This is a genomic window from Gordonia desulfuricans NBRC 100010, assembly GCF_001485495.1.
In the GTDB taxonomy this organism is placed as follows: Bacteria; Actinomycetota; Actinomycetes; order Mycobacteriales; family Mycobacteriaceae; genus Gordonia; species Gordonia desulfuricans.
On record NZ_BCNF01000141.1, the window covers coordinates 1 to 19,805 of the forward strand.

The window sequence follows — 19,805 nt, forward strand, 5'->3', positions numbered from 1 at the left end:
TTCCAACCGGCCTCCACGGCAGCGGTGTCCCCGGCAGCCGCAGCGCGCCGGTCCGGCCGCGACTCCTCCGCCCGCCGGCACCGCGCCGATCCACTGGTCATCGGCGCGGCCATCGTGATGGTGCTGTTGGCACTCGGCGTCCTCGTCGGCATCCTCACCATCTGAGCCGTCCGAGCCCACCGAGCTGTACGAGCCCACCGAGCCCGCTCGAACCGATCCTCCCGACCAGCCCGGCCGGCGATCGGCCCCGACGACAAACGCGGGCGGGACCCACCACACGCGTCGCCGCGTGGGGGTTCCCGCCCGCGTTCGGGTCGGTACGACGATCAGGCCGACAGGATCAGGCGCTGATCGACTTGCCGTTCGACTTGAGGTCGTTGCAGGCCTCGACGACACGCTCGCTCATCGAGGTCTCGGCCTTCTTGCTCCAGGAGCGCGGATCGTAGGTCTTCTTGTTGCCCACGTCGCCGTCCACCTTGAGCACGCCGTCGTAGTTGGCGAACATGTGGCCGGCAACCGGACGGGTGTAGGCGTACTGGGTGTCGGTGTCGACGTTCATCTTGACGACGCCGTAGCTCAGGGCCTCCTCGATCTCGCTCTTCAGCGAGCCGGAGCCACCGTGGAAGACGAAGTCGAAGGGCTTGGAGCCGGCGGCCAGGCCGAGCTTCTTGGTGGCGACCTCCTGGCCGGTGTTCAGCACGTCGGGGCGCAGCTTGACGTTGCCCGGCTTGTAGACGCCGTGGACGTTGCCGAAGGTCGCGGCGAGCAGGTACTTGCCCTTGTCACCCACGCCGAGCGCGTCGACGGTCTTCTCGAAGTCCTCAGGGGTGGTGAACAGCTTGTCGTCGATCGCGGCCTCGACGCCGTCCTCTTCACCGCCGACGACGCCGATCTCCACCTCGAGGATGATCTTGGCGGCAGCGGCCCGGGCCAGCAGGTCCTGGGCGATCTCGAGGTTCTCGTCGATCGGCACGGCCGAGCCGTCCCACATGTGCGACTGGAACAGCGGGTTGCGGCCGGCGTCGACGCGCTCCTGGCTGATCGCGAGCAGCGGACGCACGTAGGTGTCCAGCTTGTCCTTGGGGCAATGGTCGGTGTGCAGCGCGATGGTCACGTCGTACTTGGCGGCGACCACATGCGCGAACTCGGCCAGCGCGACCGCACCGGTCACCATGTCCTTGACGCCCAGACCGGAACCGAACTCGGCGCCACCGGTCGAGAACTGGATGATCCCGTCACTTCCCGCATCCGCGAAGCCCTTGATGGCCGCATTGATCGTCGACGACGAGGTGCAGTTGATCGCGGGGAATGCGTAACCACCCGCCTTGGCCTTCTCGAACATCTCCGCGTACTGCTCTGGGGTTGCAATGGGCATATCCACGTCCTCCAACCGGGTAAGGTTTCCACGCTCTCGAGTCGATCACTCCCGATCAGTATGGCAAGGGCTGGTCGGGCTCGCGCAGTCGGTGGTGCGCCCCGTTACATGCGCTCACCTCTCGTGACCATTCGCGCACCCAGGGAACACCAAGCCTCGCCGGGTATCCTGGGGACCCGTGATCTCCACCGCTCTCGAACAGACCACGACGAACGTCGCGCTGATGCCCGGGTTCCTCGATCCGATCAACCTTCTCGGGTACTTCGGTGCCTGGGCTTTCTGGGGCCTGCTGCTGGTCATCCTGATCGAGTCCGGGGTCCTCTTCCCGGTCCTGCCGGGTGACTCGCTGCTGTTCGTCGCCGGCATGGTCGTCGCCGCCGGCGGCAAGGACGGCATCGACAAGTTCGCCTCCCTGTGGCAACTCCTCGTCTTCATCCCGATCGCAGCCGTCATCGGCGGGCAGATCGGATACTGGATCGGCCGCTACATCGGTACCGAGATGTTCAAACCCGACGCCCGGTTCCTCAAGCAGCGCTACCTCGACGAGGCCAACGAGTTCTTCGAGAAGCACGGGCCGATCACCATCTTCCTGGCACGTTTCGTGCCGATCGTGCGCACACTGGCCCCGATCGTCGCCGGCGCCGCCAAGATGAAGTACTCGGTGTTCGCCGTCTACAACATCGTCGGTGCGATCGTCTGGGGCGCCGGCATCGTGTTGCTCGGCTACTGGCTGGGCCGGTTCGAGATCGTCCAGAAGCTGATCGAGCCGATCTTCATCCTGATCGTCGTCGTCTCGGTGGCCCCGATGTTCATCGAGTGGTACCGACGCCGGCGCGCGGCCAAGAAGGCCGCTGCCGCCACCCCGGCCGACGCAGCCACCCCCGACCGCGAGGATCAGACCGACGCCGTCTGATCCTCGGCCCGCCCGGATCAGCGGTCTCACCGATCGCCGGGCGGCCCGGATCGGCCCTCCAGATGATCGCCGGCCCGGATCGGCGCGCATCGCCGGCCGGCAGTCTCTGCCCTGACCAGACGAACTCGGCCGGGAGCCCTCTCGTGGGGCTCCCGGCCGAGTTCGTCGTATCTGGCGGTCGAGCATGCGATCACGTGACAGCACGCACGTCGTCTGTGGCTACGGGGCCGCGGCGTAGGCGGCAGCGAGGTCGATGCGCAGCCAGCCGCCGTCGGCACCGGCCTGGTCGAGCGGGTAGCCGGCCGGGATCGCGGTCCGACGCAGGATCTCGAGACGCTGTGCGTCGCTCAGGTTCGGGAAGCGGGTCTTGAGCAGGCCTGCGGCCTCGGCCGGGATCGCGTTGCGCTGATCCGGTGCGATGCGGGCGAATCCGTAGGTCATGCGCTCACGGAACTCGCCGGTGGCCTGCGAGGTCGGCAGATGACCTGAGTCGGCGGCGATCGCGGTCGCGATCGGGCTGCCGAGGGCGGCGGTCAGCTGGGCGCGCAACTGGGTACCGGCCTCGTCGATCAGCTTCTTGAAGGCCGGGTCGGCCAGACGTTCCGCGGCGATCGCGGTGCCCATGATGCGGCCGCCCATGACGTCGAGCGGGTAGTGCACGCCGAGGACCATGCGGCTCTGGCCGATCTGCGAGGCGCGGGCGAAGATCTGCGGGCCGAGTTCGGGCAGCCAGTACGCGAGCAGGGCGCCCTTCCAGTACGCCATGCTGGTGTGTCCCGACGGGTAGGAGCCGTTGGTCGCGACCTCGGCGTACAGGTGGCCGCCGGGCCGGTCGTACCGCTTGATCTGGTTGGGCGCCACGATGAACGGGCGCGGATTGTTGTAGAAGGTCTTCTCCAGCAGCGTCGTCCCCATCGGGATGCCGGCGCGTGCGGTGTCGCCCTCGGCGAGGGCGGCCGCCTTCGGGAGCCTGCCGTCGGCGAGCAGGGCGCGGAAGGTCGATCCGACCTTGGTTCCCAACGCCTCCGATAGCGAGATCAGCCGGTCGTCGTAGTTGATCGCGATCGCGTCGGCCTGCTGCGCCTTGGTCGCCGAGTTGTTGGTGGCGATCACCGTGGCAAGGTTCTGCTTGATGATGTCGGGGCGGTGTTCCCGCAGGTAGGTGAAGCCGTCCAGCTCCGGCAGGTAGGTGCCGCCCGGCGGGATGTCGGACGGGTACGGACCGACCAGCTGGGCGGTGCTGAAGCCGGCGGGCGCGACCGCGGGGGCCGGGGCGGCCTGCGCGGTGCCCACCCCGATCAACGCCAGAAGCGTGACTACGGAGAGCAGGACAGAACGGACGCGTAAGGACATGGCCATCACTCTGGCGCAGCATCGGTCATGCGGGCAACACCAGGACCTGATCTCACGATCCAGATCGCGAGATGTGTCGCAGGATTTCATCCAGCGTTCAGCCGGACGTCACCGGTCACCATGCGGTGCCGAGATCGGCGTGCTGACGAATCCAGGCGTGCATCGCGATCCCGGCGGCCACGCCGGCATTGATCGACCGGGTCGAACCGAACTGTGCGATCGACACCGTGAGATCGGCGCGTTCCTGGGCGTCGGCGCTCACGCCGGGGCCCTCCTGCCCGAACAGCAGCACACACTCCCGGGGCAGATCGGCGGTCTCCAGCGGAACCGAACCCGGGGTGTTGTCGACGGCCACCACAGCCAGGTCGTGGGCGCGGGCCCAGGAGATCAGGTCGGCGACGCTGTCGTGGTGTTCGAGATGCTGATAGCGGTCGGTGACCATGGCGCCGCGACGATTCCAGCGTCGCCGGCCGACGATGTGTACCGCGGCGGCCGCGAAGGCGTTGGCGGTGCGCACCACGGTGCCGATGTTGGCATCGTGGGCGAAGTTCTCGATCGCGACATGGAACGGGTGGCGGCGGGCGTCGATGTCGGCGACGATCGCCTCCCGGGTCCAGTACCGGTAGGCGTCGACGACGTTGCGTGTGTCACCGGCGGCGATCAGCTCCGGGTCGAACCGTGGATCGTCGGGCACCGGCGTGGGGTGTTCCTCCACCCACGGGCCCACGCCGACCGGCGGCGCCGAGCGCGACTGCCACTCGGTCGGCCCCGGCTCCTCGTGGCCGGGCGCGACGGGATCGGGCTCGACGGGTTCGGGCTCGCGGACTTCCTCGGTCACTGCCGCTCAGGCGAGCCCGAGGTCGCCGAGACCGAGCAGGGAACGGTAGGGGACGCCGAGCGCCTCGATCACCTGATCGGCACCGGTCGCACGGTCCACCACGGTGGCCACGCCCACGACGATCGCCCCGGCCTCACGGGCCGCCTCGACCGCCGCCGACGGCGATGCGCCGGTGGTGGAGGTGTCCTCGACGATCAGCACGCGCTTGCCCTCCACATCGGGACCCTCGATGCGGCGCTGCATACCGTGGGCCTTGGCGGCCTTGCGGACCACGAAGGCGTCGATCGCCCGGCCGGGGGCATGCATGATCGCGGTGGCCACCGGGTCGGCGCCCAGGGTCAGACCGCCGACACCGTCGAACTCCCAGTCGGCGGTGAGCTGCCGCATCAGACGCCCGATCAGCGGTGACGCCTGGTGATGGAGGGTGGCCCGGCGCAGGTCGACGTAGTAGTCGGCCTCCTTACCCGAGGACAGGGTGACCCGACCGTGGACGACGGCCAGTTCGGTCACCAGGGCCGCGAGCACCTCGCGGTCGGCGGCGTCGACGATCGGTGCGGATGCGGGCACGGTGAACTCACTCTCGATGGGTGTAACGGTGGGACGGGGAACAGCGGTGAAGCATGCCGAGGCGGGTCCGGGCGGACGCGCCGGTCAGGACCGGCGGTGACGATTCCGCGACTCCGGCATGTCGCTGGGACCGCGGCGGGCGGGCGGCGGCGGCATCACGGCGGCGGCGCGACGGGTGACGGTCGGTTCGGCCGGCGGTTCGTCGTCGGCGGGATCGGCCACGGCCTCGAGTCGTGCGCGACGGTTCTTGTCGCGCATGTTCTCGGTCTTCTCGTCGGCCAGTTCGGCCCGGGTCGGGCCGTGCGGATCGCGCGGGTCCGGTGCGTCCTGTGGTTCCCGGAGCGGGGGCAGCACGCGCAGCAGGTCGGCGAACCGCCGGACCACCTCGAGGCAGGTGTCGAGCTCTTCCGGGTCGTTGGTCAGCGGGAGCGAACCGAGCGCCCAGTTGCCCTCGTTCCACAGCACCTCGATGTATGCGGGCGCCTTGGAGGCCAGGGTCACCATGCGCCGGTCGCAGACGCGGCGGGCCGCGTCGAGGTTGTTGGAGAACATCACTCGCGGACCCATCGCGCCGAGCAGTTCGACGTCGTCCTCCGCGGGTGCGAGGACGTCCTCGTGCCGCAGGTCGACGACGACACTCGACGCCGCCGAGCGTCGCACGGCGATCACGGTGGCGGTCTCGGCGAGATCGAACACCACGGCCTCGGCGCCGCCGTAGTGGCCGTAGGCCACGTCCTGCACGGAGACATGCCCGGGGGCGTTCATGGTGGCGCGGCCGAAGACGGTGCGCAGCTTGGTGTCGGACTCGCGGAACTTGAAGTCGTGCTCCTCGCCCCAGATCGCACGCTGATGCCCCGTGACCGAGGTTCGGCGGCGATCGAGCCACAACAAGACCGCCGCACCCGCGAGTGCGACGGCGGCGATCACGAAGTAGACGATGGTCATCGCGCTACAGACTACTTCAGACGGTGCGCGGCCCGCGCCGCGCGAGCCCCTCGACTCACCCGTTCACCCGACGCCGGCCCTCGCCGAGCGCTCGCCCGTGTGTCCGGCAGCGTGTCCCGATCGCCACGATGACCACGGTGTACACCGCGGCATAGGCCAGCCCGACCACCATGCCGGCCGGTGTTGCCGACGCCACGTGCAGGCCGGCCGGCCAGTGTTCGATCGCCCGGGCCGCCGCCGCGGCCGCGAGGACCACCCAGGCCGCAGCCGTGATCACGACCAGGGGCCACGGCAGGCCGCGCACGCCGGTCACCAGGACGATCCCCCACAGTGCCGCGGCCACGACCAGCAGCTCCAGCGGACCGGCCGGCCGATCGCCGCCGGGGAGGATCACCGCGAGTGCCGGCGGCACCACCGCCGCCCAGGCGAGCACGACACTTCCCCACCGCGTTCGCATCCCGACACCTGTCGCCCGCATTCCGACCCCCGCCACCGTCACTTTGCTGTACTGAATCGACGGTACTTGATCAGACACGTTGGTTGCGAGCATGACGTCGGGCACCGACCGGCACCACATCCCGGCAACGGCGCCGCGCCGGCCGCACCCGGAGTACACAGACGCACCGACGGGCACCGTGTTGCACTCGTCCTGCACCGAAGTGCGGCCGGAACCGGGCAGGAGTCGACGGGCGAACCGAGAACGGCTGCGCGACAGATCCTCTCGTCCCGATCGCGCGCCGCGGCCCGTCAGGCCGACGACTCCGGTACGCGGTCGGCGATCATCCCGGCCAGCCCGTCGAGCATCCGAGCCATCCCGAACTCCCAGGCGCGCTGCACGTCATGGACATCGTTCATCGCCTCCCCCGCGGCGGATCCGACGCGCTGCGCCAGCGGGTGGTCGGCGCCGAGATAGGTGGCCAGTCGCTCCCTGGTGTGCGCCCACACCTCGGCCATGACCGGGGCGTCCCGGGGTGCGGCCGTCTCCTCGGGGCCGGGTGTGCCCTCAGCGCCGACCGTGCTCTCGGGGCCGCCCGCCGGCTCAGGGCCGGCCGCACCGTCATCGCCCCGTCCGACGTGCCGCACGACGCGGGTCCGCGCCGACGCGGAGACGAAGTCCAGGACGAACGAGAGGGCCGCATCGCGGTCGACGTCGTCGAATCCGAGCCCGTCGAAGGCATGCAGTTCACGGTCGTACTTGGCGATCGTCCCGGGCCCCAGCGCGGCCCTGGGGTCGTCGACGTCGAGCAGCCAGGTACGCGCGGTGAGCAGCCGGAGGTTGTCCTCGGCGAGGTACCGGAGCCGCATTCGCCAGTCCGCGGCCGTGTACGGGGTCGCCGTCATGTCGCGGTGTGCGGCATCGACCATCAGCACGAGCAGGTCCTCGCGAGAACTCACATAGGTGTAGACCGACATCGTCGACACCCCGAGCGACCGGGCCAACCGCCGGATGGTGACCGCCGACAGCCCCTCGGCGTCGGCCGTGGCCAGCGCTGCGGTCACCGCATCTTCCGTGGTCAGCCGCGCCCGGGGTCCGCGTGCACCGCCCCGCGGCGCATCCGGGTGCCCGCGCCACAGCAGATCGATCAGCTCCACTCTGTACACTGTACAATTACGGACGGCGTACAGAGTTTTCTGACTGCGGGTTCTCCCAAGCCTGCCCGGACCCGCATTCCGCCCGGTCACACACCGCACGACCGCAGACGACCAGCCCCCGGTCCCCCGAATCACCAGGTGAACCGGATGACCGACGAATCAGGAGTCCCCATGAAGATCTCGTCCCCCGCGATCTCGCTCAACGTCGCCGACGTCGACGCCTCCGCCGGCTTCGCACGCACCCATTTCGGATTCGTCGACGCCATGTCGGCCGACGGATTCGTCTCGCTCACCCACCCCGACACCGACCTGAACGTGATCTTCCTCGAGGTCGGCCTCGAGACCTTCGTCCCGCAGTCCGTCGCCGGGCCGGCCGGACAGGGCCTGCTGCTCGTCCTGGTGGTCGAGGCCCTCGACGACGAGTTCGCGCGGATCGCCGCGACCGGGGCGACGGTGGTCACACCGCCCGAGACCGAGCCGTGGGGCGAGCGGTTCTGCCAGTTCGCCGACCCCAACGGGATCATCTGGCAGCTCGTGCAGTGGGTCTGACCGCGGCGGGTCTGACCGCGGCGCGTCGCCCCGGGATCGCGCGGGGTGGCACCGGTCGGTGACAGGATGGGGACACGACCCCCGAGGAAAGGACTGCTGCGGTGTCCATCAGCGATCCCGGCCCACTCGCCGACCGCCCACGCATCGACGCCGAGGCCGTCGCGTCGACGATCGACACCGATGAGCTCGTCGCGCTGACCGTCGCCCTCGTGGAGACGCCGAGCGAAAATCCCGGCGGCACCGAGGCTGCCGCCGTCTCCGTGTTGGAGAAGGCCTGCCAGAGTGCGGGTTTCACCGTCAGTACGCAGGAGGTGACGCCGGGCCGGCCGAATCTGATCGCCACCCTCCCCGGCGGGGACGGTCCCGGGCTGATGTTCCTGGGACATTCCGATGTGGTGCCCGCGGGCCCGGACTGGACCGGTGACCCGTACCGGGCACGCATCGCCGACGGCCGGATCATCGGTCGCGGCAGCACCGACATGAAGGGCGGGATCGCCGCGATCGTGGCGGCGATGTCGGCGCTGTCCCGCTCGGGTGCCGCACTGTCCGGGCCGGTGCAGCTGGTGTGCACCGTCGACGAGGAGGAACACGGCGCCGGGGTGCGTGACCTGATCGGCCGGCCCGACGAGGTCGGCGACTTCCTCGGATGTGTGGTCGCCGAGCCCACCGATCTCACCGTCGTACGCGGTTGCCGCGGCGCCTCCTATATCGAGGTCGACATCACCGGGCGCGCCGCACATTCCGGCCGTCCCGACGACGGGCGCAGCGCGATCAACGCGGCCGCCGCGATCGTCGGCATCGTCGCCGCCGACCACGATGCGATGACCGCCGCGGCGAGCGGCCTGCTCGGCTCCGGCACGTGGAATGTCGGCACCATCTCGGGCGGCCAGGGCATCTCGGTGGTCGCCCCCATGGCCTACCTCGGTATCGACCGCCGGCTGATGCCCGACGACGACGCGCACGAGATCGCCGCCTGGCTGCGCGCCCGGATCTCCGCGGCCGGGATCGACACCGACGGAATCGGTGTCGACGTGCGGGTGACGATGGAGATGCCCGGCTTCGAGACGCCGGCCGACCACCAGCTGGTCACCACCGCCGTCGACGCGCTGACCGCCACGGGCACCGAGACCTCGGTCGGTGGGTGGACCGCAGCGTGTGACGGCGGCTTCGTCAGCAGCGACCTCGGCATCCCGACCATCGTCTGCGGTCCCGGCGACATCAACGCCGAGGCCCACAAGCCCGACGAGTCGGTGTCGATCGCCGATCTGTCCACGGCCGCACGGGCTTACACGCGCATGGCGCTGGAACTGCTCGGGTAGACGCCGGTACCGCACCTACCCGAGCAGCATCGCCGGCGGCCCGGGGTCAGCGACCCTCGGCCGCGGCGACCTTGTCCGCTATCGCCGACAACTCGAGATCTTCTGTCCGCGCAGGGATCTCGGTACCACGCAGGGACGCGCCGGCGGTCTCGGTGAGGAAGGCCAGGGCGATCATGCCGATCACACAGGCCGCCATCAGATAGACCGCGGGGAACAGATTCCAGCCGGTGCCACCCACCACGGCGTCGTTGACCAGCGGTGCGGTACCACCGAATGCGGCGGTCGCGACGTTGTAGGAGATGGCGAATCCGGCGTAGCGCACCTGGGTCGGGAACATCGCCGGGAAGGTCGCCGAGATGGTCGCCAACTGCGGGATGTACAGCAAGCCCAGCACCACGAATCCGATGATGGCCCAGGCGAATCCCTGACCCATCAGCCAGTACAGGGGTAGCGCCAGCACGAACAGTCCGATCAGCGAACACCACCACATCGGTTTCCGTCCGGTCGAATCCGACCAGGACCCGAAGAAGGGGATCATCGCCATCATCGCGAGCTGGCCGATCAGCACGACCGTCGACCCGGAGGTCTCCGACAGTCCGATCGTGTCCTTCAGGTAGCTCGGCTGATATGCCAGCAATGTGTAGTTGGCGACGTTGAGCGCGATCACCATACCGAACATGATCAGGATCGGCCGCCAGTAGTTGGAGACCAGATCGACCAGCCGCGACCAGGGCGTTCCGGCGATCTCGTCCTCCTGCTCGAGTTCGGCGAACACCGGGGTGTCCTCCATCTGCGACCGCAGATAGAGACCGATCAGGCCCATGGGCAGGGCCAGCAGGAACGGGATGCGCCAGCCCCAGGTCTGCATCTGCTCCTCCGACAGGCCGAGTTCGAGCAACAAGACCATCGCCGTTCCGGCGGAAAACCCTGCCAGGGTGCCGAATTCGAGGAACGAGCCGAAGCGTCCGCGCTTGGCGTCGGGTGCGTACTCGGCCATGAACGTTGCCGCACCACCGTATTCACCGCCGGTGGAGAAGCCCTGGATCACACGCAGGGTGATCAGCAGGATCGGTGCCCACACACCCGCGACGGCATGGGTGGGCAGCACACCGATCAGGGCGGTGGCCCCGGAGATCAGCAGAATCGTGATGGCCAGTACCGACTTTCGGCCGATCCGGTCGCCGATGGGACCCCAGATCATACCGCCCAGCGGACGCAGGACAAAGGAGATCGCGAAGCCCAGCATGGTGCCGATCGAGCCGAGTTCGCCGGGAAAGAACGCGTGCGTGAGATAGGTGGCGGTTGCGGCGTAGACGCCGTAGTCGTACCACTCGGTGGCATTTCCGATCGCGGATGCGCCGATCGCTTTGCGGAGCAGCGATTTTCCCTCCGGGGTATCCGGATCGGGCGCAAGCTCGTCATACGCATTGTGCGCAGATGCCGTGGCCATGATGCCTTCCCGGTGGACAGGGAGCTGCACGCCGCGACTCGGTCACAGGGATCTCGAGCCATAGGGCATCCACCATTTACGTGTCGTCTCGGTGCCTTTCGCTCCCGAGAACCACCTCCCGACCGACCGGCGCATGGGCTCGGTCGGTCTCGGGATCCATCGCGTGGCGGATGGTCCCATACAACCCCTATGTCCTTCATACCCTTTCGCAAAGCGAATGTCAGCTTTCGGTACGGCTCACCAAAGGTCACGATCGTGTCACCGCATTGACCTGCACCGAAGTACTTTTCGGTCCGGCACCATTCAGTCGCGCACGAAGCGATAGCCCATTCCCGACTCGGTCAGCAGGTGGCGCGGCGATCCGGGATCGTCTTCGAGTTTGCGCCTGAGCCCGGCCAGGTACACCCGCAGATAGTTGGTCTGGTCGAGATAGGTCGGACCCCACACCGCGCCCAGGATCTCGCGTTGGGTGACGAGTTTGCCCTCGTTGCGGACCAGGAGATCGAGCACGGCCCACTCTGTGGGCGTGAGGTGCACCGGAACCCCCTGCCGCAGGACTTGTTTCGCCTCGAGGTCGACGACGAAGGTCCCCGCGTCGACAACCGGTGCGCCCCCGGTCGCCGTGGTCGCCGCTCCCCGGCGCACCGCGGCGCGCAGGCGGGCCAGGAATTCTTCCATACCAAAGGGTTTGGTGACGTAGTCATCGGCGCCGGCATCGAGTGCGGCCACCTTGTCCACCGATTCGCCGCGCGCCGACAGCACGATGATCGGCACCGTGGTCCAGCCGCGCAGGCCCTGCAGTACGGTGATCCCGTCGATGTCCGGGAGTCCCAGGTCGAGCACCACGACCTGCGGGTCGACCCGGGCCGCCGCGATCAGTGCATCGGCGCCGGTCGAGACCGTCGTGACAGCGAATCCACGCGCATTCAGGTTGATCCGCAATGCGCGCAGCAGCTGTGGTTCGTCGTCGACGACGAGGACCCGCACCGCATGTGTACTCATCATTGCTGCCCGTCGTCGTCCGAGGTGGGCAGTGAGATCACCATGGTCGTGCCGCCCCCGTCGGTGTCGGTGGCCGACACCGTCCCGCCGACTGCGGACACGAATCCCTGCGCCACCGACAGCCCGAGTCCCACACCACCTCTGGACCCGTCACGGTCGTCGCCGTGGGCGAACGGGGTGAACAGCCGGTCCCGTCGGTCCGCGGGCAGCCCGGCGCCGTGATCGATCACCCGGATCTCACAGCGCAGGGTGCCGTCGTCGGCGACCGTCCGGGACACGGCCACCTCGACGCGGCCGCCACCGTGGCGGATCGCATTGTCGATCAGGTTGGCCAGGGCCCGCTCGAGCAGGCCGGCGTCGGTGTCGGCCCACACGTGGTCGAACGACATCGCGACCTCCGGCCCACCGCGCGGTACCACCGCGGCCACGGCCCGGTGCGCCACCTCCACCAGGTAGGTGCGCTGGAGCCGGGGACGCACCACTCCCGCGGCGAGCCGGGTGGAGTCGAGTAGGTCGGCCACCAGGGCGGTGAGCTGGTCCACCGACTCCTCGATGGTCGCGAGCAGTTCGGCGGTGTCCTCGGGTCCGAAGGTGACGTCGGTGCTGCGCAGGCTCGACACCGCCGCCTTGGCTCCGGCCAGCGGGGTCCGGAGATCGTGGCTGACCGCCGACAACAGGGCCCGGCGCAGTTCGTCGGTGTGGGCCAGGGCCCGGGCCTCGGCGGCCTCCCCCTCCAGCCGGGATCGTTCCACCGCCGCGGCGGCCTGGGCGGCCACCGACGTCAGGACCCGCCGGTCGCGCTCCCCCGGTGGCGGGCCGGCCAGCAGTAGGTCGTATTCCCCGTCACCGGCCGAGCAGACGGTGTCCGCCTCGTCGGTGGTGGTCGGCGGCGAGGTCCCCACCGACACCTCCACCACGGGCGCTCCGGCGGTGCCGTGGCGGATCACCGACGCCGCCCGCTGTTCGTAGGTCTCCCGCACCCGCTCGAGCAGTCCGCCGACCCCCACCCCGCCGAGCACGGCATCGCTGAACATCGCCAGCAGTTCCGCGTCGCGGGCCGCGCGCTGCGCCTGCACCCTGCGGACCGTCGCCGAATCCACCAGTACCGCAACGGCGATCGCGATCACCAGCAGGACCAGGATGGTGATCAGGTTGTCCGGCGCGGCGATGGTGAAGGTGAACCGCGGGTCGGTGAAGAAGTAGTTCAGCAGCAGCCCGGACACCACCGCAGACAACGCCGCCGGACCCACGCCACCGAGCATCGAGACCGCGAGCACCGCGACGAAGAACAATGCCGATTCCGAAGCGAATCCCAGGCTGCCGTCGGCCAGCCACAGCACTTCGGTCAGGGCCAGCGGCACCGTCACGGCCGCAACCCAACTGAGCGGCCGGTGGAACCGGGTGTCGCGGATGTCGAGTCGCGACCGCCGGCGGGTCTCGTCGTGGGTCACCATGTGGACGTCGATCCGTCCGCTGTGCGAGACCACCGCCGCACCGACACCCTCGTCGAAGATCCGCTGCCATCGTGGACGTCGCGACGTCCCGAGGACCAGTTGCGTCGCGTTGACCCCGCGGGCGAAGTCGAGCAGGGTGGTCGGGACGTCGTCGCCGACGACGGTGTGGATGCGCACCCCGAACCCGGCGGCGAGATCGGGCAATCCGGCCAGATCCACCGGCACGCTCTCGGTGAGCCCGTCCCCGCGCACGACGTGCACCGCCACCAGTTCCGCACTCGATCGCGACGCGATGCGGCTCGCCCGCCGTAACAATGTCGCCGACTCGGGTCCACCGGTCAGGGCCACCACCACCCGCTCCCGCGTCTCCCACGTGTCGGTGATGGCGTGGGCGGCACGGTAGTCGGCGAGACTCTCGTCCACCCGGTCGGCCAGCCACAGCAATGCGAGCTCGCGCAGCGCGGTGAGATTGCCCTGCCGGAAGTAGTTGGTCAGCGCACCGTCGATCCGACTGTGCGGGTATACCTTTCCTGCTCCGAGACGCTGCCGCAGGGCTTCCGGTGCGATGTCGACGAGTTCGATCTGGTCGGCCCCGCGCACCACCTTGTCGGGAACGGTCTCGCGCTGGGGCACCCCGGTGATCTGGGCGACGACGTCGTTGAGGCTCTCCAGATGCTGGATGTTGACGGTGGTCAGGACATCGATCCCGGCATCGCGGAGTTCGTCGATGTCCTGCCAGCGCTTGGTGTTGCGTGATCCGGGCGCGTTGGTGTGGGCCAGTTCGTCGACGATCGCGACCTGTGGGTGCCGCGCGATCACGGCGGCCAGATCCATCTCGTCGAATGTGGTGCCGCGGTATTCCATCCGACGTCGCGGGACCGTGTCGAGGCCTTCGGCCATGGCGGTGGTGGCCGCACGGCCGTGCGATTCCACGACGGCGATCGCCACGTCGACCCCTTCGTCGACCAGTCCCCTTGCCTGCGAGAGCATCTCGTAGGTCTTCCCGACCCCCGGGGCACATCCGAGGAACACCTCGAGCCGCCCGCGGCCCACTGCTGACGAGGCCATGGGGCGAGTCTATCCCGCACCGGCCGGTACGCCGGAACTCATCGGCACACCTGGTGGCCGAGCGCGAGATTCACCTCGAGCACATCGACGCCCGGTTCACCGAGATAGCCCCACTGCCGGCCGCTCGTGTGCGCGTCGATGATCGCCTGCACCTGGGCGGGTGTGCGGCCGGTGGCCCGGGCGATCCGGGGCACCTGCAACGCGGCATACGCCGGGCTGATGTCGGGATCGAGTCCCGACCCGGAGGCGGTCACGGCGTCGGCCGGGACCTGGGCCGGGCTGACACCTTCTCGCCGCGCGATGATCATCCGACGCGCGGTGATCGCCGCCGCGAGCTCGGGACTGTTGGGCCCCAGGTTGCTCGCCGCCGACGCCGCCGGATCACCGGGGGCCATCGGATCGCCGGGGGCGCCGGCGACCCTGGCATGCAGAAACGAGTCGGGTTGTCCGGCCGGCACCTGCGGGTCGACCCCGATCAGGGACGAGCCGACGACGCAGCCGTGCACGTCGGTGACCGGTGATCCCTCGGCCGAGGTGGTGTCGATCCGCGACACCGCCCAGACCACGGCCGGGTAGGCCCCGCCGAGGACCACGGTCAGGACGACGAGCACCGCGAGGGCCGCACCGCACTGGCGCACGAAACCGGTGACGAGTGTGAACATGGTCTACCCCATTCCCGGGATGAATCGGACCAGCAGATCGATCAGCCAGATCCCGATGAACGGCGTGATCACCCCGCCTACGCCGTAGATCAGCAGGTTGCGGCCGAGCAGGCGGGACGCCGAGCTCGGCCGATAGTGCACGCCCCGCAACGACAGCGGGATCAGCGCGACGATGATCAGGGCGTTGAACACCACCGCCGACACGATCGCCGACGACGCCGAATGCAGGTGCAGGATGTTGAGCGCGCCCAGCTGCGGCAGCACCCCGGCGAACATGGCGGGCAGGATCGCGAAGTACTTCGCGAGGTCGTTGGCCAGCGAGAAGGTGGTCAGCGCGCCGCGCGTGATCAGCAGTTGCTTGCCGATCGCCACCACATCGATCAGCTTGGTGGGGTCGGAGTCCAGATCGACCATGTTGCCGGCCTCCTTGGCCGCCGACGTCCCACTGTTCATCGCCATGCCGACATCTGCCTGGGCAAGTGCCGGGGCGTCGTTGGTGCCGTCGCCGGTCATCGCGACGAGGCGGCCCCGTGACTGTTCGGCGCGGATCAGGGCGAGCTTGTCCTCGGGGGTGGCCTCGGCGACCACATCGTCCACACCCGCCTCGCCGGCGATGGCCTGGGCGGTGAGCGGATTGTCGCCGGTGACCATGACGGTGCGGATACCCATCGCCCGCAGTTGCGCGAACCGTTCGGCGATACCGGGTTTCACCACGTCGGACAGCACGATCACGCCCAGCACCCGCGACGTCGCAGCACCCTGTGTGCCGGGGACTCGCGCAGTACCGCCACCGGCGGTGTCCCGCGCGGCACCGCCACCGCCGATGTCCCGCCCGGCGTTGCCCGGACCGGCCGTGCCGCTACTGACCGCGGTGCCGCTGCTGCCCGCCGTGTCACTGCTGCCCGTGGTGCCACGGGTTCTCGTGTCCGCTCCGGTGACGCCGGCCCCACCGGTGCCGTCGTGGACGGCGACCACCAGGGGTGTGGCGCCCTCGGCGGCCACCTCGGCCACCTGGTCGGCGACCGCGCCGGGCACCGATCCGCCTACCGTGGACAGCCACCGGGACACCGCGTCGGCGGCTCCCTTGCGGTACCGAATCCGATTGTCGTCCAGATCGATCCCACTCATTCGGGTCTGCGCGGTGAACGGGACCACCTCGGCGGTGGGCATCGGGCCGTCGGGGTCGAGTCCACAAGTGGTGCGGCAGAGTTCGACGATGCTGCGGCCCTCGGGGGTGTCGTCGGCGAGGCTGCAACGCAGGGCGACGTCGGCGAGTTCGGTGAGGCTGACACCAGGGGCCGGATGTAATACGGTGGCCCGCCGGTTGCCGAAGGTGATGGTGCCGGTCTTGTCGAGCAGCAGGGTGTCGATGTCACCGGCGGCCTCCACCGCCCGCCCCGACATCGCGAGCACGTTGTGCTGGACCAGCCGATCCATGCCGGCGATCCCGATCGCGCTCAGCAATGCCCCGATGGTGGTGGGGATGAGGCAGACCAGCAGGGCGATCAATGTGATCGGGTCGGGACTCTGTCCGGCATAGTGCTGCATCGGGCCGATGGCGATCACGGCGAACAGGAAGATCGCGGTGAGCGTCAACAGCAGGATGTTCAGGGCGATCTCGTTGGGGGTCTTGGTGCGTTCGGCGCCTTCGACGAGCGAGATCATCCGGTCGACGAAGGTCTGCCCGGGTTCGGTGGTGATCTGGACGATGATCTTGTCGGACAGGACGACGGTCCCGCCGGTGACCGCCGATCGGTCGCCGCCAGATTCCCGGACGACCGGGGCGGATTCGCCGGTGATCGCCGATTCGTCGACGGTGGCGATCCCGTCGACGATGTCGCCGTCGCCGGCGATCGTCTCCCCTGCCTCGACGACGATCAGGTCTCCGACGTGCAGGTCGGCGCCGCCGACCGCGGTGATCGTCCCGTCGGCGTCGATCCGTCGGGCCATGGTGTCGCGCTTGACCTTCCGCAGACTGTCCGCCTGCGCACGGCCGCGGCCCTCGGCGACCGCCTCGGCCATGCTCGCGAAGATCACCGTGAACCACAGCCAGGCGGCGATCAGCCACGCGAACCAGGACGGATGCCAGATCGCGAGCACGGTGGTCGCGATGGACCCCAGGTACACGACGAACATCACCGGGTTGCGTACCTGTTCCCGTGGGGTGAGTTTCCGGATCGTCTGCACCACAGGGATCTTCAGAGAACCGGTGTTGCGGGCAGGACTGTTCACAGCAGGGCCTCCGCGATGGGTCCCAGCGTCATGGCCGGGAAGAAGGTGAGTCCGGCGACCAGGAGCGTGGTGCCGAGCAGCAGCACGCCGAACAGGACGCCGTGGGTCGGGAGCGTCGAGGTGACCGCGGCCGACCGGGGAACCTGTCGCACCATCAGTCCGGCGAGGGCGAGCACCAGCACGATCGGTACGAACCGGCCGAACAGCATGACCGCGCCGAGCGAGGTCTGGAACCAGGTGTCGGTGACGGTGAGCCCACCGAAGGCGCTGCCGTTGTTGTTGGCCGCCGACGCGTAGGCGTAGAGCACCTCGGTGAAACCGTGGATCGATCCCGGTGTGCCGGGCGGTCCGCTGTTGCCCTGGGCGTCGGTGGTGGAGCCGAGCAGCACACCGATCGCGGTGCCGGTCAGTACCAGCACCGGCATGACCAGCACCGACAGTGCGGCCAGGGTGATCTCGTGTCTGCCGATCTTCTTGCCCAGGAATTCCGGTGTCCGGCCGACCAGCAGACCGCCGACGAACACGGTGATCACGGCGAGGATCAGCATGCCGTACAGGCCCGATCCGGCACCGCCGGGCGCCACCTCGCCGAGCAGCATGTTCCACAACACCGCACCGCCACCCCCGGCGGTGAAACTGTCGTGCGAGGCGTTGACCGCTCCGGTGGAGGTGCCGGTGGTGGACACGGCGAACAGAACCGACCCGGGTATCCCGAATCGCTGTTCCTTGCCCTCGAGCATCGCACCGGCCGCTGTCCCCGCGGCACCGGTGGCGTGCGCCTCGAACCACCAGGTCACCGCGAGCATCGCGGTCCAGATGGTGGCCATCACGCCGAGCAACGTCAGTCCCTGCCGCCGGTCCCCGACGAGCGTTCCGTAGGTTCGGGTCAGACACACCGGGATGAGCAGCAGTGCGGCGATCTCGACAACGTTGGACAGCGGCGTCGGATTCGAGAACGGGTGTGCCGAGTTGGCGGCGAGCGTGCCTCCCCCGTTGGTGCCGATTTCCTTGATCGCTTCCTGGGATGCGAAGGGGCCGACGATGCTGCGGGCATCCCGGCCGTCGAGCATGGTGTAGTCGAAGCCGGTGTGCCACGACTGCACGGCGCCCTGGGTGAGCAGGATGATCGCGACGATCACGGCGAGTGGCAGCAGTATCCGTACCGTCCCGCGGATCAGGTCGACCCAGAAGTTCCCCAGCCCGGTGCCTGCCCGGCGGGCGACGAGACCCCGGACCAGGGCGATCGCGACGGCCATGCCGACCGCGGCGGACGCGAAGTTCTGTACCGCCAGACCGAGCATCTGGGTGAGGTTCGACATCACCTGTTCCGGAGAGTACGACTGCCAGTCGGTGTTGGTGACGAACGAGACCGCCGTGTTGAAGGCCATCGCCGGATTCACCCCCGGCTTCCCGTCTGCTCCCGGCAGCACACCCTGGAGCCGCTGCAGCAGATAGAGCAGCAGTACCGAGATCAGCGAGAACGCCAGCACCGCAAGGGCGTATCCCTTCCAGGTCTGCGGCCGGCGTGGGTCGATCCGCGCGATCCGGTAGACCGCACGTTCCACCGCCAGGTCTCGATCCCCGCGGTACACGCGAGCCATGTGGTCGCCGAGCGGGATGTAGGCGGCGGCCAGGATCACCAGGACCGTCGCCACCTGGCCCACTGCGGCCGCCGTGCTCATCGGTTCACCCGACGATCGACCACCACGACGAGCAGGACACAGACGGCGAAACCGATGAACACGGCACTCACGTAGAGCACGTCGGCCACGATGCACACACTCCTCTGGGCGTGGCGATCACCGGTTCGTGATCGCCCGGACCACAGCATGTGTGCGTTTCGGCCACCCGAGCAGGTTCTTAACGCCCTCCATACGCGTCACCGCGAAATCTTGACGGCACCTTGGTATCGGGCTCGGGCAACTGCAGAAGGCCGACGACGGCGGTCAGTCGGTGCGACTGATCTCCACGCCGATCGTGCCCGACTTGCCGCGTCGGAGGATGCTCATCCGGACCAGCGACCACCCGACAATGCCGTACTTGCCCGAGATGAGCTTTCGCACATGCTCGGTGCCCGCGGCGTCCATGATCTCGGCGGTCCCGTCGACCGGCTGCCCGGTCAGTTTCTTGCCGCGGGCGTCGCAGGCCTGCACGATCACCCGTTGATCGCGCCGAATCCGCTTGACCTTCCACGACTCGGTCTCGGTCCACATGTACATACGGTCACCGTCGACCGCCGCCCACAACGGCGTGGACACCGGAGTGCCGTCCTTCCGGAAGGTGGTGAGCTGCACATACTTCGCATCGGTGGCTGCATCGAAGGGCCGGCTCGCATCACTGGTCATACGTCCAGGCTACCGGCCCCCACAAGCGGGAGCTCAGGTTCAGCCCGATCAGCAACCGGCCATTGAAGGTCGAGCCGACGAGGAGCGAAGCAACAAGACGCGTCGAAACCTCAGACAGCCGAGTCGCCAACTCAATCAGC

Annotated in this window: 17 protein-coding genes; 3 read left to right on the plus strand and 14 right to left on the minus strand. The window is 68.8% G+C overall.

The annotated features are described in order from the left end of the window. Nucleotides 1-340: 340 nt before the first annotated feature. Nucleotides 341-1,375 carry a class II fructose-bisphosphate aldolase gene (gene fbaA, locus GD1_RS20420; RefSeq protein WP_053778325.1) on the minus strand — a complete coding sequence of 345 codons (1,035 nt, stop codon included), beginning with the start codon at nt 1,373-1,375 and terminating at the stop codon, nt 341-343. A gap of 178 nt (nt 1,376-1,553) precedes the next feature. Between fbaA and GD1_RS20425 the strand changes: the two genes are divergently transcribed. Then, complete coding sequence (locus GD1_RS20425; RefSeq protein WP_020790795.1) at nt 1,554-2,288, plus strand: DedA family protein; 735 nt, start codon at nt 1,554-1,556, stop codon at nt 2,286-2,288. 219 nt (nt 2,289-2,507) lie between these two features. On the opposite strand, the gene GD1_RS20430 is transcribed toward GD1_RS20425, so the two are convergent. The 6 genes from GD1_RS20430 to GD1_RS20455 all read right to left on the minus strand — a co-directional run bounded on the left by GD1_RS20430 (nt 2,508) and on the right by GD1_RS20455 (nt 7,584). Beyond that, the gene (locus GD1_RS20430; RefSeq protein WP_307190363.1) at nt 2,508-3,641 is read right to left on the minus strand and encodes an acid phosphatase; all 1,134 of its coding nucleotides are present in this window, start codon (nt 3,639-3,641) and stop codon (nt 2,508-2,510) included. A gap of 115 nt (nt 3,642-3,756) precedes the next feature. Beyond that, entirely contained in the window at nt 3,757-4,479 is a 723-nt protein-coding gene (locus GD1_RS20435) for a TrmH family RNA methyltransferase (RefSeq protein WP_059039352.1), read from the minus strand. Nucleotides 4,480-4,485: 6 nt separating this feature from the next. Continuing rightward, entirely contained in the window at nt 4,486-5,046 is a 561-nt protein-coding gene (gene pyrE / locus GD1_RS20440) for an orotate phosphoribosyltransferase (RefSeq protein WP_053778303.1), read from the minus strand. A gap of 84 nt (nt 5,047-5,130) precedes the next feature. After that, on the minus strand, nt 5,131-5,991 hold the full coding sequence (locus GD1_RS20445) for a TtfA family protein (RefSeq protein ID WP_053778304.1): 861 nt from the start codon (nt 5,989-5,991) through the stop codon (nt 5,131-5,133). A 55-nt stretch (nt 5,992-6,046) separates the two neighbouring features. Further along, nucleotides 6,047-6,448, minus strand: a complete 402-nt coding sequence (locus tag GD1_RS20450) for a hypothetical protein (RefSeq protein WP_157079569.1) — start codon at nt 6,446-6,448, stop codon at nt 6,047-6,049. Between the two features lie 290 nt (nt 6,449-6,738). After that, nucleotides 6,739-7,584 carry a TetR/AcrR family transcriptional regulator gene (locus GD1_RS20455; protein ID WP_059039354.1) on the minus strand — a complete coding sequence of 282 codons (846 nt, stop codon included), beginning with the start codon at nt 7,582-7,584 and terminating at the stop codon, nt 6,739-6,741. Nucleotides 7,585-7,755: 171 nt separating this feature from the next. Here GD1_RS20455 and GD1_RS20460 point away from each other — a divergent pair, with 171 nt between their 5' ends. Both GD1_RS20460 and GD1_RS20465 read left to right on the plus strand, forming a co-directional pair. After that, nucleotides 7,756-8,133: a VOC family protein gene (locus GD1_RS20460; protein WP_059039355.1), complete on the plus strand. Its 378-nt coding sequence runs from the start codon at nt 7,756-7,758 to the stop codon at nt 8,131-8,133. A gap of 143 nt (nt 8,134-8,276) precedes the next feature. Next, nucleotides 8,277-9,452, plus strand: a complete 1,176-nt coding sequence (locus GD1_RS20465) for a M20 family metallopeptidase (RefSeq protein ID WP_059039363.1) — start codon at nt 8,277-8,279, stop codon at nt 9,450-9,452. A gap of 46 nt (nt 9,453-9,498) precedes the next feature. On the opposite strand, the gene GD1_RS20470 is transcribed toward GD1_RS20465, so the two are convergent. The 7 genes from GD1_RS20470 to GD1_RS20500 all read right to left on the minus strand — a co-directional run bounded on the left by GD1_RS20470 (nt 9,499) and on the right by GD1_RS20500 (nt 19,665). Beyond that, on the minus strand, nt 9,499-10,902 hold the full coding sequence (locus GD1_RS20470) for an MFS transporter (protein ID WP_059039356.1): 1,404 nt from the start codon (nt 10,900-10,902) through the stop codon (nt 9,499-9,501). 303 nt (nt 10,903-11,205) lie between these two features. Continuing rightward, a complete protein-coding gene (locus GD1_RS20475) occupies nt 11,206-11,904 on the minus strand; it encodes a response regulator (protein WP_059039357.1) in 699 nt (232 codons plus the stop codon). Next, nucleotides 11,904-14,426 (minus strand): ATP-binding protein, encoded by a 2,523-nt coding sequence (locus tag GD1_RS20480; protein WP_059039358.1) that lies wholly within the window; start codon nt 14,424-14,426, stop codon nt 11,904-11,906. The genes GD1_RS20475 and GD1_RS20480 overlap by 1 nt, the downstream gene beginning before the upstream one ends. Nucleotides 14,427-14,464: 38 nt before the next feature. After that, nucleotides 14,465-15,088: a potassium-transporting ATPase subunit C gene (locus GD1_RS20485; protein ID WP_059039359.1), complete on the minus strand. Its 624-nt coding sequence runs from the start codon at nt 15,086-15,088 to the stop codon at nt 14,465-14,467. 3 nt (nt 15,089-15,091) lie between these two features. Then, complete coding sequence (kdpB, locus tag GD1_RS20490) at nt 15,092-17,224, minus strand: potassium-transporting ATPase subunit KdpB (RefSeq protein WP_083534533.1); 2,133 nt, start codon at nt 17,222-17,224, stop codon at nt 15,092-15,094. A 92-nt stretch (nt 17,225-17,316) separates the two neighbouring features. After that, nucleotides 17,317-19,002, minus strand: coding sequence for a potassium-transporting ATPase subunit KdpA (gene kdpA / locus GD1_RS20495; RefSeq protein ID WP_059039361.1), 1,686 nt, complete (start codon nt 19,000-19,002; stop codon nt 17,317-17,319). Nucleotides 19,003-19,266: 264 nt separating this feature from the next. Next, nucleotides 19,267-19,665, minus strand: a complete 399-nt coding sequence (locus tag GD1_RS20500) for a PPOX class F420-dependent oxidoreductase (protein ID WP_059039362.1) — start codon at nt 19,663-19,665, stop codon at nt 19,267-19,269. Nucleotides 19,666-19,805: the final 140 nt, after the last annotated feature.